Below are 15,967 nucleotides of genomic sequence, written 5' to 3'. Positions count from 1 at the left end.
AGCCTGTATCGCGGTTTATTCAGCTTCGTCTTCCGCCGCCCAATCGCGGGTGCGGCTGACCGCTTTTTTCCACCCTGCGTAGAGTTTTTCCTTCGCCGTTTCATCCAGCGTCGGCTCGAACTTGCGCTCGATCACTGCCTTGCCACGCAATTCGTCCAGGCTGCCCCAGAAACCGCAGGCCAGGCCCGCCAGGTAAGCGGCGCCGAGTGCCGTGGTTTCGCGCATCTGCGGGCGCTCGACCTGAGTGCCGAGGATGTCGGCCTGGAACTGCATCAGGAAATTGTTCGCCACCGCGCCGCCGTCCACACGCAGGGCCTTGAGGCGTTCGCCGGAGTCCTGTTGCATCGCATCGAGCACGTCGCGAGTCTGGTAGGCAATCGACTCCAGCGCGGCGCGGATGATGTGATCGACGCGCACGCCGCGGGTCAGGCCGAACAGCGCGCCACGGGCATAGGGGTCCCAGTACGGCGCGCCGAGGCCGGTGAAGGCCGGCACCAGATACACGCCGTTGCTGTCCTTGACCTTGTTGGCGAAGTATTCGGTGTCGTGGGCATCGTTGATGATCTTCAACTCGTCGCGCAGCCATTGCACGGTGGAGCCGCCGTTGAACACTGCGCCTTCCAGCGCGTAAGCGACTTCGCCACGGGGGCCGCAGGCGATGGTGGTGAGCATGCCGTGGTTGGATTTCACGGCTTTGTCACCGGTGTTCATCAACAGGAAGCAACCGGTGCCGTAGGTGTTTTTCGCCTGCCCGGCCTCGACACACATCTGACCGAACAGCGCGGCCTGTTGGTCGCCGGCGATACCACCTATGGCGATGCCGCTTTTGGTGTGACCGTAGATTTCCGACGACGACTTCACTTGCGGCAGCATTTCCCGCGGGATATCCAGCACTTCCAGCATCTTCGCATCCCACTCCAGGGTGTGGATGTTGAAGAGCATGGTGCGCGAGGCGTTGGTGTAGTCGGTGACGTGCACCTTGCCGCCGGTAAATTTCCAGATCAGCCAGCTGTCGACGGTGCCGAACAACAGCTCGCCGTTGCGCGCGCGTTCGCGGCTGCCTTCGACGTTGTCGAGAATCCACTTGAGCTTGGTGCCGGAGAAGTACGGGTCGGTGACCAGGCCCGTGGTGTCGCTGATGTATTGCTCGTGGCCATCGCGTTTGAGCTGCTGGCAAATCTCGGTGCTGCGTCGGCATTGCCAGACGATCGCGTTGTAGATCGGTCGGCCGGTGTTCTTGTCCCAGACCACGGTGGTTTCACGCTGGTTGGTGATGCCGATGGCCGCGACTTGGTCGTGGTGCAGTCCCGCTTGCGCCAGGGCTTCGACCATCACCGCACTCTGGGTGGCGAAGATTTCCATCGGGTCATGTTCGACCCAGCCGGCTTGCGGATAATGCTGCGCGAACTCGCGCTGGGCGGTGCAGACCACGTTGGCGTCGCGATCGAAAATGATCGCGCGCGAGCTGGTCGTACCCTGATCGAGGGCAATGATGTAGTTCTTGTTCTGAGTGTCGGTCATGTCGATTGCCTTGGACGAAATAGGGGAGTGAAGCCTGGCGCGCGAGCAAAAGGGGCAGGGTCGCGCGCCAAGGGTATCAAGAGGTTCTGGGCTTGCCGTCAATGGCTGGTGTTGCATCCTTTGTAGCAGGTGCGGCGTCAGGCAGGTGACGGGCAATCAAGCCGCGGTAGGCGGCAGCCCCCAGGCAGGCACCGACAATCGGTGCAAATACCGGAACCAGGAAGTACGGAATATCGCGGCCGCCAGTGAAGGAAATTTCACCCCAGCCGGCGAAGAAAGTCATCAGTTTAGGGCCGAAGTCCCGTGCCGGGTTCATCGCGAAACCGGTCAGTGGCCCCATCGAACTGCCAATCACCGCAATCAGCAGACCGATCAGGATCGGTGCCAGCGGGCCATTGGGCAGGCCATTGTTATCATCGGTCAGCGACATGATCACGCCCATCAGGATGGCGGTGATGATCACTTCGACCAGGAATGCCTGGGCGGTGGACAGGCTTGGGTTAGGGAATGTGGAAAACACCGACGCCAACTCAAGGCTGGCTGCGGAGCCGCGAACCATTTGGTGAGTTTGTTCGAAATCGAAGAATAGGTTGCTGTACAGCGTGTACACCAGCAAGGCGCCGCAAAAGGCGCCAGCCACCTGGGCGATGATATAAAAAGGCAGTTTGCGCTTTTCGAAGTCGGCAAAAATGCTCAGCGCGATGCTCACGGCAGGGTTCAGATGAGCGCCGGAAACCCCTGCGGTCAAATAGATCGCCATGCTCACGCCGACACCCCAGATAATGCTGATTTCCCACAGGCCAAAGCTGGCACCCGCGACCTTGAGCGCGGCAACGCACCCAGTGCCGAAGAAGATCAGCAGCGCAGTTCCCAGGAACTCGGCCATGCATTGGCTCGAGAGTGACGGTTGTTGTAAAGCAGTTGTCATTGAAACCTCATTGTTTTTCTTGTCTGACGCTTTCATTCCAGCAGGGTCAAAGCGCGTTCTTGATTGAGGCAGGATCCCCATCCTGTTCCCGTTTTACAGCTGGGCACTGCGGTAGGACTTTTCATTCAGATTCAGAAACGAAAAAATATAGACAAGAAACGCTGCTGTCAAAGGTCGAAAGTGAACCGTCGGTCACAAATAATCTATAAGTTGTGTGAATGACCGCGTCAGCGAGTGGCCGGGGCGCTTTTTTGCAACGGTTCGGCGATAGAGCCTTTTTTGGATCAATGTCTTAGAATCCGGCGCAGGATTTTTCCACTGCCACCCAGTCTGGAGCTGTCATGACACCCGCATTGGATTTGCTGAAAAAGGTTCGGGCCGAACACCGCGTGCACAGTTATGAACATGACCCGAAGGCGGCTTCCTATGGCTTGGAAGCCGCGGAGAAGCTCGGACTGGACCCGGCGCAGGTGTTCAAGACCCTGCTGGCGGCCAGTGAGAAAGGCGAGTTGCTGGTGGCGGTGGTGCCGGTTGGCGGAAGCCTGGACTTGAAGGGGCTGGCGCATGCGGCCGGGGTGAAGAAAGTCGAAATGGCCGACCCTGCGGCGGCCCAGCGCTCCACCGGTTATCTATTGGGGGGTATCAGCCCGCTGGGGCAGAAGAAGCGCTTGCGCACCTTTATCGACAGTTCGGCTCAGCCATTGGCGAGCATCTTTGTCAGTGCGGGACGGCGGGGGCTGGAAGTCGAACTGGCACCGGCGGTGCTGGCGGAGCATACCCAGGCGAAATTTGCCGAGATTGGCCGTGCTTGAACTGTAGGAGCGAGCTTGCTCGCGATGGACGTCAGGGCACCGCGTGCATTCAGGCAGCCCTCGTTATCGTTGACCACCATCGCGAGCAAGCTCGCTCCTACAGGGGGGATCAGTGCGCAGGGCTGTAGCGCCGCACCCCTGAATCAACCGTCGGAATCTGCGCCGCCATGCTGCCGGACGCCTGGAACAGCACCAGGTGTTCCGCCGCGACACGAATGCCGACCTCTGCGCCGACCAGATGATCGACATGGCTCGGGAAGATCGATTCCAGTTGCGCGCCAGTCGGCATTTGCAGGCGATAAAGCGTCGAGGCGCCCTGGAAAGACTTGCCGACAATCCGCGCCTTCAAGGCACTGTCGGGCGCATAAACGATATCGTCCGGACGCAGCAAGACATCCACCGCACCGCCGACCGGCCAGGTGTAGGCACGGTTGCCGCGCAATTCTCCGAGCTCCGTCTGCACCGACTCCGGGCTGCTCAGCTGACCGCGGATGAAGTAACCCTGGCCGATGAAGCTGGCCACATAGGGCGTCAGCGGTTCGTGATAGAGGTTGTAGGGCGTATCCCACTGCTCCAGCCGGCCTTCCTTGAACACGCCGACATGATCGCTGACTGCGAAGGCTTCTTCCTGATCGTGGGTCACCAGGATCGCACTGGTGCCGCGGGCCTTGAGAATGTCGCGCACCTCGTGGCTGAGCTTGCGGCGCAATTCACCGTCGAGGTTGGAGAAGGGTTCGTCCAGCAGCAGCAATTGCGGTTCGGGCGCCAATGCACGCGCCAGGGCGACCCGTTGCTGCTGGCCACCGGAAAGCTCGTGGGGGTAGCGCTTGCCGAGGTTTTTCAGGTTGACCAACTCGAGCAGTTCTTCGGTGACGCGATCCTTGTTCGGATGTTTGCGAATGCCGAAGGCGATGTTGTCGGCCACGGTCAAATGCGGGAATAGCGCGTAATCCTGGAACACCATGCCGATCCGGCGTTTCTCCGGCGCGAGGGTGAAACCGGCACTGGAGATGGTCTCGCCCGCCAGCTGGATATCCCCTTCGTGCACCGGTTCGAAGCCGGCGATGGCGCGCAGGGTGGTGGTCTTGCCGCATCCTGAAGAGCCCAGCAGGCAACCGATGTCGCCGGCGTTCAGGTGCAGGTTGAGGTTTTGCACCACGCGCTGGTCTTGATAGCCGCAGGCGAGGTTGCGCAGGTTGAGCAGTAATGGCTGGCTCATGCGTGGTGGTACGCCGGTTCGACGAGGAACTCGAGCAGGGCTTTTTGCGCATGCAGACGGTTTTCGGCTTGATCCCAGGCCACCGAGCGTTTGTCATCGAGCAGGTCGACGCTGATTTCCTCGCCACGGTGTGCTGGCAGGCAGTGCATGAACAGCACGTCGTCAGCGGCCAGGTCGAGCAGGGCGCAGTTGACCTGATACGGGGCGAACAGCTGAAGGCGCTTGGCGGTTTCCTCTTCCTGGCCCATGGAGGTCCAGACGTCGGTGCTCACCAGGTGTGCACCCCGCACGGCTTCCTTCGGATCGCGAACGATGGTGACTCGATCGCCGGCCTTGGCCACAAATTCTGGATTAGGTTCATAGCCTTCCGGGCAGGCAACGCGCAACTGGAAGTCGAACTGGATCGCCGCTTCTATATAGCTGTTGCACATGTTGTTGCCGTCGCCGATCCAGGCCACGGTCTTGCCCTGGATCGAGCCACGGTGTTCGAGGAACGTCTGCATGTCTGCCAGCAACTGGCACGGGTGCAGGTCGTCGGACAGGCCGTTTATCACCGGCACGCGGGAGTTGGCGGCGAATTCGGTCAGGTTGCTGTGGGCAAAGGTGCGGATCATCACGGCGTCGAGCATGCTCGACATGACGATCGCGCAGTCGCCGATCGGCTCGCCACGGCCCAGCTGGGTATCGCGAGGCGACAGGAAGATCGCCTGGCCACCGAGCTGGATCATGCCGGCTTCGAAGGAAATTCGGGTGCGGGTCGAGGACTTTTCGAAAATCATCCCGAGCACGCGGTTTTTCAAGGGCTCGAACAGTACGCCGCGGTTACGCAGGTCTTTGAGCTCAACGCCTCGACGGATCACGCTGACCAGCTCTTCGGGCGTGCAATCCATCAGGGAGAGAAAGTGCCTTGCGCTCATCATTGACTACCTTTTTGCTACAAACCGCAGATGCTCAAAGCCTTGTTTAACGGAACAACGGGCGAGACCTGCGGCGTAAGCCGCACGGGGCGACGAAATAGGGGAAGGCGCGATCTTATAATTAAATGTCGCGTCTTACCAATAGGGCTACGGTTTTTAGGGGATTCGGAGGGGCTATGGGGTGACCGCGATAGCGCTTTTGAAGCCTGTTTCCTGACTGCAGCCAGGCATTTGTACACCGGCGCCGTGGAGGTTTGCAAACAAGCGGGACGGTAATGGTGTTGGGACAGTCGGTTTCCAGGTGCCGCCAGGACTGCCGTCGAGCTGATTGCCGGCGGTTATCGGCAGGCCTGATGGCCGCCGATTCACAAGACGAACGTCGCTGGCGCGGTGGCAGGGCAGGCGCCATAGTTTTGTTCCCGCGGTCGCTATTGCCCGCCCAGAACAAGACAGAGACTGGCCATGACCAAGACTCTCCATCACCGTGCGTGCCATTTGTGTGAAGCCATCTGCGGCCTGACCATCGAAACCACTGAGCTCGAAGGCCACCTGCAGATCACCTCGATCAAGGGCGACTCCCAGGATACGTTTAGCCGCGGCCATATCTGCCCCAAGGCGGTGGCCCTGCAAGACATCCAGAACGATCCGGATCGCCTGCATCGACCGATGCTGCGGGTGGGCAGCGAATGGCAGCCGATCGAGTGGGACGCCGCCTTCGACCTTGTGGCCGAACGCCTGGCGGCGATTCAGGAGCGCCACGGGCAAAATGCGGTGGCGGTTTACCAGGGCAACCCCAGCGTGCACAACTATGGGTTGATGACCCACAGCAATTACTTTCTTGGCCTGCTGAAAACCCGCAACCGGTTTTCTGCGACGTCGGTCGATCAGTTACCCCATCACCTGACCAGTCACTTGATGTACGGCCACGGTCTGCTGTTGCCAATACCGGACATCGATCACACCGACTTCATGCTGATTCTCGGCGGCAACCCGCTGGCCTCCAACGGCAGCATCATGACCGTGCCGGATGTGGAAAAACGCTTGAAGGCGATCCAGGCCCGGGGCGGCAAAGTGGTGGTGGTCGACCCGCGTCGCAGCGAAACGGCGGCGATCGCCGACCAGCATCTGTTCGTGCGTCCCGGTGGCGATGCGGCGCTTTTGTTCGGTTTGCTCAATACCTTGTTCGCCGAAGGCCTGGCCCGCGCCAGTCATTTGCCGGTGGACGGTCTGGATGAGGTACGCGAAGCCGTGGCAGGTTTCAGTGCCGAAGCCATGAGTCCATTGTGCGCGGTGCCTGCGGAGCAGATCCGCCAGTTGGCCCGGGATTTTGCCGCAGCGCCGAGCGCGGTTTGCTACGGCCGCATGGGCGTCTCGACCCAGGCGTTCGGCACGCTGTGCCATTGGCTGGTGCAGTTGATCAACCTGGTCACCGGCAACCTCGACCGCGTCGGTGGTGCCTTGTGCACCGAGCCGGCGGTGGATCTGGTGGCCTCGACCTCGGGCGGGCATTTCAATCTGTGGCAGAGCCGGGTGTCCGGGCGTCCTGAGTATGGCGGTGAACTGCCGGTGTCGGCCTTGGCCGAAGAGATGCTGACTGAAGGCGAAGGGCAGGTTCGCGCGTTGATCACCGTGGCGGGCAACCCGGTGTTGTCCACTCCCAATGGCCGCCAGCTGGAACAGGCGCTGGACGGCCTGGAGTTCATGGTCAGCATTGACCTGTACATCAATGAAACCACGCGTTATGCCGACCTGATCCTGCCGTCCACCTCGGCGCTGGAAAACGATCATTACGACACCACTTTCAATATGTTCGCGGTGCGCAACGTCAGCCGTTTCAATCGCGCCATCCTGCCCAAGCCTGAAGGCGCCTTGCACGACTGGGAGATTTTTGTCGGCTTGGCCAAGGCGTTCGCGATCAGGACGGGCAAGGAGTTGAAGCCCACCATCGCCCCGGCGCAGATGATCGACCGCGGTCTGCGCATGGGGCCGTACGGCGATGCGTCGCCGCACAAGCTGTCGCTGGCCACTCTGTTCGATTATCCTCATGGGATTGACTTGGGCGCGCTGAAATCCAACCTGGCGTCCCGGCTGAAAACCGCCAACCAGCGAATCCAGGCAGCCCCTGGCGCCATAATCGCCGACCTGGCGCGCTTCGCAGCATTGCAGGCGCCGACCACCGATGAGTTGTTGATGATCGGCCGGCGACATGTGCGCAGCAACAACTCGTGGATGCATAACTATCACCGTCTGGTGAAGGGCAAGCCGCGTCATCAGTTGTTGATGCATCCAGAGGACCTGGCCAGTCGCGGGCTCACCGACGGGCAGCGGGTGCGGGTCAGTTCGCGGGTCGGGGTCATCGAGGTGGAAGTCCTGGCCAGCCTGGATATGATGAAAGGAGTGGTCAGCCTTCCGCACGGTTGGGGCCACGCGCGGCCGGGGGTGCAAATGAGCATCGCCAGCGGCCAGCCGGGTTCCAGCGCCAATGACCTGACCGACGAGTGTCAGCTCGATGAATTGTCGGGTAACGCGGCGTTGAACGGTGTGCCGGTGACCGTGGTAGCGGCCTGATCGCATCTGACGGAGAGACCGAGCAGGGCGCTCGGCTTTCCGTTACAATGCGCCACCGTGCCGACCCATGAGTCGGAAAGTTCAGCCGAGGTGCTCCATGGATATCATCGAAACGATTAAAGAGCAGATTGCCAACAACACCATTCTGCTTTACATGAAAGGCTCGCCGAATGCCCCGCAGTGCGGCTTCTCCGCGAAAGCATCGCAGGCCGTGATGGCGTGTGGCGAAAAATTTGCGTACGTGGATATCCTGCAGAACCCGGAAATCCGCGCCAACCTGCCTAAATACGCCAATTGGCCAACCTTCCCGCAACTGTGGGTAGCGGGCGAGCTGGTCGGCGGTAGCGACATCATGACTGAGATGTCCGCTGACGGTTCGCTGCAGTCCCTGATCAAGGACGCGGCGGCCAAAGCTGCGGCAGCCAAGACCGAAGCCTGATACTCGGGCATCGAAAAACCCTTCACGGTTATTCGTGAAGGGTTTTTTTTCGCCTGCAAATTGTGGGAGCGGGGAGGGTTGTCCTATTGGATGAAGCTGACTAACATGTCAGAAAATTCATCCTATGATTGGATGACAGGGCGAATCCTATGTCAGACATTTCTCCGTTAGTTAAACGTTCCCTGGTCGATCAGGCCCTGGAGCAGTTGCGCTTTCGCATCAACCAGGGCGCCTGGGCGGTGGGGCAGCGCCTGCCGACCGAACCCGAGCTGTCCGCCGAACTGGGTATCAGCCGCAACACGGTGCGCGAAGCCATGCGGGTGCTGGCGTTTTCCGGGTTGATCGAGATTCGCCAGGGCGACGGCAGTTACCTGCGGGCCCTGGTCGACCCGCTGGACACCCTCAAGGCGCTGTCCCGCTGCTCGCTCGAGCAGGCGCGGGAAACCCGGCACATCCTCGAAGTCGAGGCCATCGGGCTGGCCGCCCTGCGTCGTACCGATGAGGACCTGGTGGCATTGCGCGAGGCACTGGGCGTCAGCGGCAGCCACTATCACGGCGATCTCGATACCTACATTGCCTGTGACCTGGTGTTCCACCGCCGCCTGGTGGACGCCGCGCACAACCCGACCCTCAGCGAGCTGTATCGCTATTTCTCCAGCGTTGTCGGCGAGCAATTGCGCCACTGCCTGAACATCACGCCACGGCGCCAGGAGGTCTTCGACCTGCACGTCGAATTGCTCGATGCCGTGGAGCAACGCGACCCGGAACGGGCCAAAGCCCTGTCGAGGCAGTTGATCAATGAACCTTGAAACCGAGAACACCATGTCCAGAGATCTCCCATCCCCCAAGCGCACGGCAGAGCTGGAAGAGTTGCTGATCGACGCTGAGGCCGATGACGAACAGGTCCAGCAAACCCAGCCGCTCCTGGTTCGGCCGTGGCTATTGCTGCTGGGATTGATCCTGGTGGCGCTGAACCTGCGCCCGGCGCTGTCGAGCATGGCGCCGATGCTCAGCGAAGTATCGAAAAGCCTGGGTCTGTCGGCGTCGCAGGCCGGGTTGCTGACCACCTTGCCGGTGCTCTGCCTCGGCCTGTTCGCGCCGCTGGCGCCAGTGCTGGCGCGTCGTTTCGGTGCGGAGCGGGTGGTGCTGGGCATTCTCCTGACCCTGGCGGGCGGGATCATCCTGCGCAGTTCCTTTGGCGAGATCGGCCTGTTCGCCGGCAGCGTACTGGCCGGCGCCAGCATCGGTGTGATCGGTGTATTGCTGCCTGGCATCGTCAAGCGTGACTTCGCCAAACAGGCCGGGACCATGACCGGTGTCTACACCATGGCCCTGTGCCTCGGTGCGGCCATGGCGGCGGGCGCGACGGTGCCGCTGAGCGAACACTTCGACAAGAGCTGGGCAATGGGGCTCGGTTTCTGGGTGATTCCCGCGCTGGTCGCGGCGCTTTTCTGGTTGCCCCAGGTCGGGCAGAAACACGGCGCGCACAACGTGGCCTATCGGGTTCGCGGCCTGCTGCGCGACCCGCTGGCCTGGCAAGTGACCTTGTACATGGGCCTGCAATCGTCCCTGGCCTACATCGTGTTCGGCTGGTTGCCGTCGATCCTGATCGGTCGTGGCCTGACCCCGACCCAGGCCGGCCTGGTGCTCTCGGGTTCGGTGATCGTTCAGTTGGTTAGCTCCCTCGCCGCGCCCTGGCTGGCGACGCGCGGCAAGGACCAGCGCCTGGCGATCGTGATCGTCATGGCGCTGACCCTGGGTGGTCTGTTCGGTTGCCTGTACGCGCCGATCGAAGGCCTGTGGGGTTGGGCGATCGTGTTGGGCCTGGGGCAGGGCGCCACGTTCAGCCTGGCGTTGACCCTTATCGTGCTGCGCTCGCGGGACTCCCATGTGGCGGCGAACCTGTCGAGCATGGCTCAGGGCTTCGGTTACACCCTGGCGTCGATGGGGCCATTCGCGGTCGGCATCGTGCACGACTGGACCGGTGGCTGGAACGCCGTGGGCTGGATCTTCGGCGTCATCGGCCTGGGTGCGATCATCGCCGGCCTCGGTGCCGGGCGCGCACTGTACGTACAAGTCGAAAGCGAAAAGGTCTGACCCCTGCGCACTGTCGGTATTCGCCTGGCGAATGCCGATAGTGTTCGGCGTATTTGCAGACTATCGTGCAGGCCATCCATCGATTGAACGGAGCCTGCCCATGAGTGATGCCCACAGCGCATTGATCACCCAGTTCTACCAAGCCTTCCAACGGCTGGATGCCGAGGCCATGAGCGCCTGCTATACCGATGACGTGGTGTTCAGTGATCCGGCGTTCGGCGAGCTTCGCGGGCGCGACGCGGGTGATATGTGGCGGATGCTGACCACCCGGGCCAAGGATTTTTCCCTGACCTTCGATGACGTTCGTGCAGATGAGCGCACCGGTGCTGCTCATTGGGTGGCGACGTACCTGTTCAGCCAGACTGGCAACACCGTGGTCAACGATATCCAGGCACGATTCGTCTTTCGCGACGGCAAGATTTGCGAGCATCACGATCACTTTGATTTGTGGAAGTGGTCGCGTCAGGCGCTGGGTTTCAAAGGCCTGCTGCTGGGTTGGAGTCCGCTGGTGCGCAACGCCGTCCGCGCGCAGGCCCGAAAGGGGCTGAAGGCATTCCAGGCCAGTCGCTGATAAGATCGCGGCTTGTTTCCTTTCAAGCCTCGATCGTGCCGTGACCACCCTCAGCGAAAATCCTCCCGACGCCGATTCACCGGTGAGCAAACCCTGGTTCGTCTACCTCGTGCGGGCGGCCAACGGCTCGCTCTACTGCGGGATCAGTGACGATCCTGTGCGCCGCTTCGCCGCTCACCAGAGCGGCAAGGGCGCGCGCTTTTTTCTCTCCAGCCCGGCCGTAGCGCTGGTCTATACCGAACTCTGCCGCGACAAAAGCGAAGCGCTGCGCCAGGAGCGGCTGATCAAGAAACTCAGGAAAAGCGCGAAGGAATGCCTGGTGGCCAGCGCCGCCGCCGGCTTATCAATCTGACTGATAAGTTCCCATCAGGTGGACCTGTAGGCTGCCCTGCGAATGCGCGCTAAGCTGCGGACTCCTGATTCCTGCGGCGGAGCCGAGCATGTCCGAGTTGATTCTGCATCATTACCCGACGTCCCCTTTCGCCGAAAAAGCCCGGCTGCTCCTGGGTTTCAAGGGGTTGTCCTGGCGCTCGGTGACGATCTCGCCCGTGATGCCCAAGCCCGATCTCACCGCCTTGACCGGTGGTTATCGCAAGACTCCGGTGTTGCAGATCGGTGCGGACATCTATTGCGACACCGCCATGATCGCCCGTCGCCTTGAGCAGGAAAAAACCCTGCCGGCGTTCTTCCCCGAGGGGCAGGAAATGATCGCCGCGTCCTTCGCGGCGTGGGCCGATTCGGTGGTGTTCCAGCATGCGGTCAGCCTGGTGTTCCAGCCGGAATCGATAGCGGTGCGTTTCGGCAATATGCCGCCGGAAGCGATCAAGGCGTTCATCGCCGACCGCGCGGGCCTGTTCAGTGGCGGCAGTGCCACCCGCTTGTCCGCCGAGCAGGCCAGGCACCAATGGCCGACGATCATGGCGCGCCTGGAGCAGCAGCTGCAGCGCGAAGAGGGGGACTACCTGTTCGGCGAGCCGTCGATTGCCGACTTTGCCATGGCTCACCCGCTGTGGTTCCTCAAGGCAACGCCCGTGACCTCGCCGCTTGTGGATAACTATCCGGCGGTCTCGGCGTGGTTGGCGCGGGTGCTGGGGTTTGGCCACGGTGCGCCGAGTGACATGACTTCCGAGGAAGCGCTGAGCGTGGCCCGCGATGCGACGCCTGCTGCATTGCCGGATGAAGCGTTCGAAGATCCGAATGGTTTCAAGGTGGGGCAGCAAGTGGTGATCGCCGCCACTGACTACGGCGTCGATCCTGTCTCGGGTAAGCTGATGTTCGCTGGCAGCGAGGAATTGATTGTGCGTCGAGAAGACGAGCGCAGCGGCGTGGTGCATGTGCACGTTCCGCGATTCGGTTTCCGCATCGAAGCACAATAACCCCGCCATACACGACCTTGTAGGAGCTGGCTTGCCAGCGAAGACGGTGGTTCAGTCGACAAATGTACCGGCTGAACCACCGCATTCGCTGGCAAGCCAGCTCCTACAGGTCATTTCAAGGCTGCCAGAATCGCATCCGGGTCATACCCGCGAATCAACGTCCCGTTCACATCGATGATCGGAATCCCACCGCCACCCAACGCCTGATAGGCCTCGCGCGCCTCGGCATCCTTCTCGATATCAAACTCCTTGTAAGGGATACCCTTCTGATCGAGAAAGCGCCGGGTCAGCTTGCAGTAGCCGCACCACTCGGTGGCGTAGAGCACGACGTTGGCCTTGGCTTGGGTCTGCTCGGACACCACTTGCGAAGGGTTGAACACCCGCTCGATCTTGCCCCAGTTCTGATAGACCACGACCACCAGCAGGATCAGCAGGCATTTCTTCAGTACGCTGCCCAGCATCAGTTGCGGCGCTTGAGCTGGTCGGTGAGCGAGGTCGGCAGGCCCTTGATGATCAGGGTGCCAGCTTCTTCGTCGTACTCGATCTTCGAGCCCAGCAGGTGCGCCTCGAAGCTGATGGACAGGCCTTCGGCACGGCCGGTGAAGCGGCGGAACTGGTTCAGGGTGCGTTTATCGGCCGGGATCTCCGGCGACAGGCCGTAGTCCTTGTTGCGGATGTGGTCGTAGAAGGCTTTCGGGCGTTCTTCGTCGATCAACCCGGACAACTCTTCCAGGCCCATGGGCTCGCCGAGCTTGGCCTGGCTGCTGGCGTAGTCCACCAGGGTCTTGGTTTTTTCGCGAGCGTCGTCTTCGGGCAGGTCTTCGCTTTCGACGAAGTCACTGAAGGCCTTGAGCAGGGTGCGGGTTTCGCCGGGGCCGTCGACGCCTTCCTGGCAACCGATGAAGTCGCGGAAATACTCCGAGACTTTTTTGCCGTTCTTGCCCTTGATGAACGAAATGTACTGTTTGGACTGCTTGTTGTTCTGCCACTCGGACACGTTGATCCGTGCCGCCAGGTGTAATTGACCCAGATCCAGGTGCCGGGACGGGGTCACGTCCAGCTGTTCGGTCACCGCAACGCCTTCACTGTGGTGCAGCAGGGCGATGGCCAGGTAATCGGTCATGCCTTGCTGGTAGTGGGCGAACAGGACGTGGCCGCCGACCGAGAGGTTGGACTCTTCCATCAGTTTTTGCAGGTGCTCCACCGCCACGCGACTGAAGGCGGTGAAATCCTTGCCGCCCTCGAAGTACTCCTTCAGCCAGCCGCTGAACGGATGCGCCCCGGATTCAGCATGGAAGAAACCCCAGGCCTTGCCTTGTTTCGCGTTGTAACTTTCGTTGAGGTCGGCAAGCATGTTCTCGATGGCGCTCGACTCGGCCAGCTCGGAGTCGCGAGCGTGCAGAACTGCTGGTGTGCCGTCGGGTTTTTTGTCGATCAGGTGGACGATGCAATGACGGATCGGCATGGGCTTCTCGGCTGATTGAAGACGGGAGGGCGCGCTCCCCGAAAAAGCGCCCAGTGTACCGCAACCACTGGATTTGGCGCGGTGCGAAGGGCATTTCCAGGGCGACCGGTGGTGCTTATGCGTTTTTTTCCCGATTTAGAGCAATAAAGCTGACCAATTGGGTAGCTAGAGGCGGATATTTCCCCGTCTCTGTGCTAGTTTTGCCCGGTCTTACGCGTAGTCACTGCGTTAAGCGTGCATTCAGCATTTGTCAGGTCGAACCAAACCCTGATTTCGGAATCTATAACCCCGATCCCGTGGTTATTCAACCGAGGGTGCCAGATCCAGAAGATCGGGCTCGATGGCTGACACTGCACTCTGCAATCCATATGAATTTGATAGGGAAGGAACACTACATGGCTCTTACTAAAGACCAACTGATCGCCGACATCGCTGAAGCTATCGACGCGCCGAAAACCACCGCGCGTAACGCTCTGGACCAACTGGGCCAAATCGTTGCCGATCAGCTGGAAAACGGCGGCGAAATCACTCTTCCAGGTATCGGCAAACTGAAAGTGACTGAGCGTCCTGCCCGTACTGGCCGTAACCCTTCGACTGGCGCTGCCATCGAAATCGCTGCCAAGAAAGTGATCAAGCTGGTTGTGGCCAAAGGCCTGACCGACGCTGTTAACAAGTAAGACTTGTTAAAAAAAACCGTGCGCCGGAGCGATCCGGGCACGGTTTTTTTGTGTCCGCGATTTACCAGGCAGTGGCTCAGCTTTTCTGCGCCCAACGTTCGCGCCATACCTGCTGTTCGGAGGGGGTCTTGAAGGTCCAGGCGACGAATCGGCTCTGCTTCTGACCCTGGGACATTTCCACCACCTGGCTTTGCAGGGCACCGGCCTTCTTCAGGGCGGTCTGAATCGCCGGCAGGTTCGAGGCCTTCGACACCAGGGTGCTGAACCACAACACCTGCTGGCCCACCTGCGCGCTTTCGCTGATCAGTTGCGTGACGAACCGCGCCTCGCCGCCTTCGCACCACAATTCCGCCGCCTGACCGCCGAAATTCAGCACCGGCAGTTTGCGTTTCGGATCGGCCTTGCCCAACGCGCGCCATTTACGGCTGCTGCCCCGGGTGGCTTCCTCCAGCGACGCGTGGAACGGTGGGTTGCACATCGTCAGGTCAAAGCGCTCGGCGCTCTCCAGCAGACCCAGCAGAATATGCTTGCGGTTGCCCTGCTGGCGAACCTGGATGGCCTTGCTCAAGCCGTTGGACTGGATGATGGCCTTGGCGGCGGCAATGGCGGTGGCGTCGATCTCCGAGCCAAGGAACTGCCAGCGGTAGTCGCTGTGACCGATCAACGGGTACACGCAGTTCGCGCCCATGCCCACGTCCAGCACCTTCACCGCCGCACCGCGGGGGATGACGCCGTCATTGATGCTGGCCAACAGGTCGGCGAGAAAGTGCACATAGTCCGCACGACCCGGCACCGGCGGGCACAGGTAGTCTGCGGGAATGTCCCAGTGGGCGATGCCGTAGAACGCCTTGAGCAGCGCCCGGTTGAACACCCGCACCGCGTCCGGGCTGGCGAAGTCGATGCTTTCCTTGCCGTACGGGTTGATGATCACGAACTTCGCCAGCTCCGGCGTGCTCTTGATCAGTGCCGGGAAGTCGTAGCGACCCTGGTGGCGATTGCGCGGGTGCAGGCTGGCCTTTTCACGCGGCTCGACGGTCTTGGCCGGGGTCGCGGGTTCGGGCTTCTTGCGCGCAGGTCTGGGTGTGCGGGGGGCGGTCATGGGTGTGATCGATTCGGGTATGGCTGAAAGTGGCGGGCATTGTCCCACATCCTGTCACAATCGGTGTGCCCCCTGTAGGAGCTGCCGCAGGCTGCGATCTTTTGATTTTGTTTTTAAAAGCAAGATCAAAAGATCGCAGCCTGCGGCAGCTCCTACAGGGGAGTTTTGGTGTTCAAGAAAAAAAGGGAGGCCACCAGGGCCTAATGCCAGTCAGTTAAGCTGACTGGCATTTTTATTTCTGATCGGATACTTCGGCGATTTGAGCCGGATGGCTCGGG

At 60.9% G+C, this 15,967-nt stretch carries 16 protein-coding genes; 9 read left to right on the top strand and 7 right to left on the bottom strand.

Annotated elements, in window-relative coordinates; all coding sequences use genetic code 11:
* Positions 1-15: 15 nt before the first annotated feature.
* Both glpK and SOP85_RS16190 read right to left on the bottom strand, forming a co-directional pair.
* Complete coding sequence (gene glpK / locus SOP85_RS16195) at positions 16-1,521, bottom strand: glycerol kinase GlpK (protein WP_323627482.1); 1,506 nt, start codon at positions 1,519-1,521, stop codon at positions 16-18.
* A 76-nt stretch (positions 1,522-1,597) separates the two neighbouring features.
* Positions 1,598-2,449, bottom strand: coding sequence for an MIP/aquaporin family protein (locus tag SOP85_RS16190; protein WP_323607003.1), 852 nt, complete (start codon positions 2,447-2,449; stop codon positions 1,598-1,600).
* 341 nt (positions 2,450-2,790) lie between these two features.
* Here SOP85_RS16190 and ybaK point away from each other — a divergent pair, with 341 nt between their 5' ends.
* Positions 2,791-3,261 (top strand): Cys-tRNA(Pro) deacylase, encoded by a 471-nt coding sequence (gene ybaK, locus SOP85_RS16185; RefSeq protein ID WP_274074283.1) that lies wholly within the window; start codon positions 2,791-2,793, stop codon positions 3,259-3,261.
* 109 nt (positions 3,262-3,370) lie between these two features.
* Here the strand turns inward: ybaK and SOP85_RS16180 are convergent, their stop codons facing one another.
* A complete protein-coding gene (locus tag SOP85_RS16180) occupies positions 3,371-4,480 on the bottom strand; it encodes an ABC transporter ATP-binding protein (protein ID WP_323627481.1) in 1,110 nt (369 codons plus the stop codon).
* Positions 4,477-5,397: an ornithine carbamoyltransferase gene (argF, locus tag SOP85_RS16175; protein WP_274074285.1), complete on the bottom strand. Its 921-nt coding sequence runs from the start codon at positions 5,395-5,397 to the stop codon at positions 4,477-4,479. The genes SOP85_RS16180 and argF overlap by 4 nt, the downstream gene beginning before the upstream one ends.
* Before the next feature lie 462 nt (positions 5,398-5,859).
* Here argF and SOP85_RS16170 point away from each other — a divergent pair, with 462 nt between their 5' ends.
* The 7 genes from SOP85_RS16170 (at position 5,860) to SOP85_RS16140 (ending at position 12,448) form a co-directional block, all read left to right on the top strand.
* Positions 5,860-7,965 (top strand): molybdopterin oxidoreductase family protein, encoded by a 2,106-nt coding sequence (locus tag SOP85_RS16170; protein WP_323627480.1) that lies wholly within the window; start codon positions 5,860-5,862, stop codon positions 7,963-7,965.
* A gap of 97 nt (positions 7,966-8,062) precedes the next feature.
* Positions 8,063-8,404, top strand: coding sequence for a Grx4 family monothiol glutaredoxin (grxD, locus tag SOP85_RS16165; protein WP_274074287.1), 342 nt, complete (start codon positions 8,063-8,065; stop codon positions 8,402-8,404).
* Positions 8,405-8,553: 149 nt separating this feature from the next.
* Positions 8,554-9,213, top strand: coding sequence for a FadR/GntR family transcriptional regulator (locus SOP85_RS16160; protein WP_323627479.1), 660 nt, complete (start codon positions 8,554-8,556; stop codon positions 9,211-9,213).
* Positions 9,203-10,501 (top strand): CynX/NimT family MFS transporter, encoded by a 1,299-nt coding sequence (locus tag SOP85_RS16155; RefSeq protein WP_323627478.1) that lies wholly within the window; start codon positions 9,203-9,205, stop codon positions 10,499-10,501. The genes SOP85_RS16160 and SOP85_RS16155 overlap by 11 nt, the downstream gene beginning before the upstream one ends.
* A gap of 100 nt (positions 10,502-10,601) precedes the next feature.
* Positions 10,602-11,072, top strand: a complete 471-nt coding sequence (locus tag SOP85_RS16150) for a nuclear transport factor 2 family protein (RefSeq protein ID WP_274074290.1) — start codon at positions 10,602-10,604, stop codon at positions 11,070-11,072.
* A 40-nt stretch (positions 11,073-11,112) separates the two neighbouring features.
* The gene (locus SOP85_RS16145; protein ID WP_323627477.1) at positions 11,113-11,424 is read left to right on the top strand and encodes a GIY-YIG nuclease family protein; all 312 of its coding nucleotides are present in this window, start codon (positions 11,113-11,115) and stop codon (positions 11,422-11,424) included.
* An 88-nt stretch (positions 11,425-11,512) separates the two neighbouring features.
* On the top strand, positions 11,513-12,448 hold the full coding sequence (locus SOP85_RS16140; protein WP_274074292.1) for a glutathione S-transferase family protein: 936 nt from the start codon (positions 11,513-11,515) through the stop codon (positions 12,446-12,448).
* A gap of 110 nt (positions 12,449-12,558) precedes the next feature.
* On the opposite strand, the gene SOP85_RS16135 is transcribed toward SOP85_RS16140, so the two are convergent.
* Positions 12,559-12,909: a glutaredoxin family protein gene (locus tag SOP85_RS16135; protein ID WP_323606902.1), complete on the bottom strand. Its 351-nt coding sequence runs from the start codon at positions 12,907-12,909 to the stop codon at positions 12,559-12,561.
* Complete coding sequence (gene yejK / locus SOP85_RS16130) at positions 12,909-13,913, bottom strand: nucleoid-associated protein YejK (protein ID WP_274074294.1); 1,005 nt, start codon at positions 13,911-13,913, stop codon at positions 12,909-12,911. Before yejK ends, SOP85_RS16135 begins: the two co-directional genes overlap by 1 nt.
* Before the next feature lie 395 nt (positions 13,914-14,308).
* Here yejK and SOP85_RS16125 point away from each other — a divergent pair, with 395 nt between their 5' ends.
* Positions 14,309-14,590 (top strand): HU family DNA-binding protein, encoded by a 282-nt coding sequence (locus SOP85_RS16125; RefSeq protein WP_007905514.1) that lies wholly within the window; start codon positions 14,309-14,311, stop codon positions 14,588-14,590.
* 76 nt (positions 14,591-14,666) lie between these two features.
* On the opposite strand, the gene rlmF is transcribed toward SOP85_RS16125, so the two are convergent.
* A complete protein-coding gene (rlmF, locus tag SOP85_RS16120; protein ID WP_323627476.1) occupies positions 14,667-15,689 on the bottom strand; it encodes a 23S rRNA (adenine(1618)-N(6))-methyltransferase RlmF in 1,023 nt (340 codons plus the stop codon).
* Positions 15,690-15,967 lie beyond the last annotated feature (278 nt).

The sequence above is a fragment of the Pseudomonas sp. YuFO20 genome (genome assembly GCF_035064975.1).
Lineage (GTDB): Bacteria > Pseudomonadota > Gammaproteobacteria > Pseudomonadales > Pseudomonadaceae > Aquipseudomonas > Aquipseudomonas putida_AE.
This window is presented reverse-complemented; position numbering and strand designations above follow the sequence as displayed.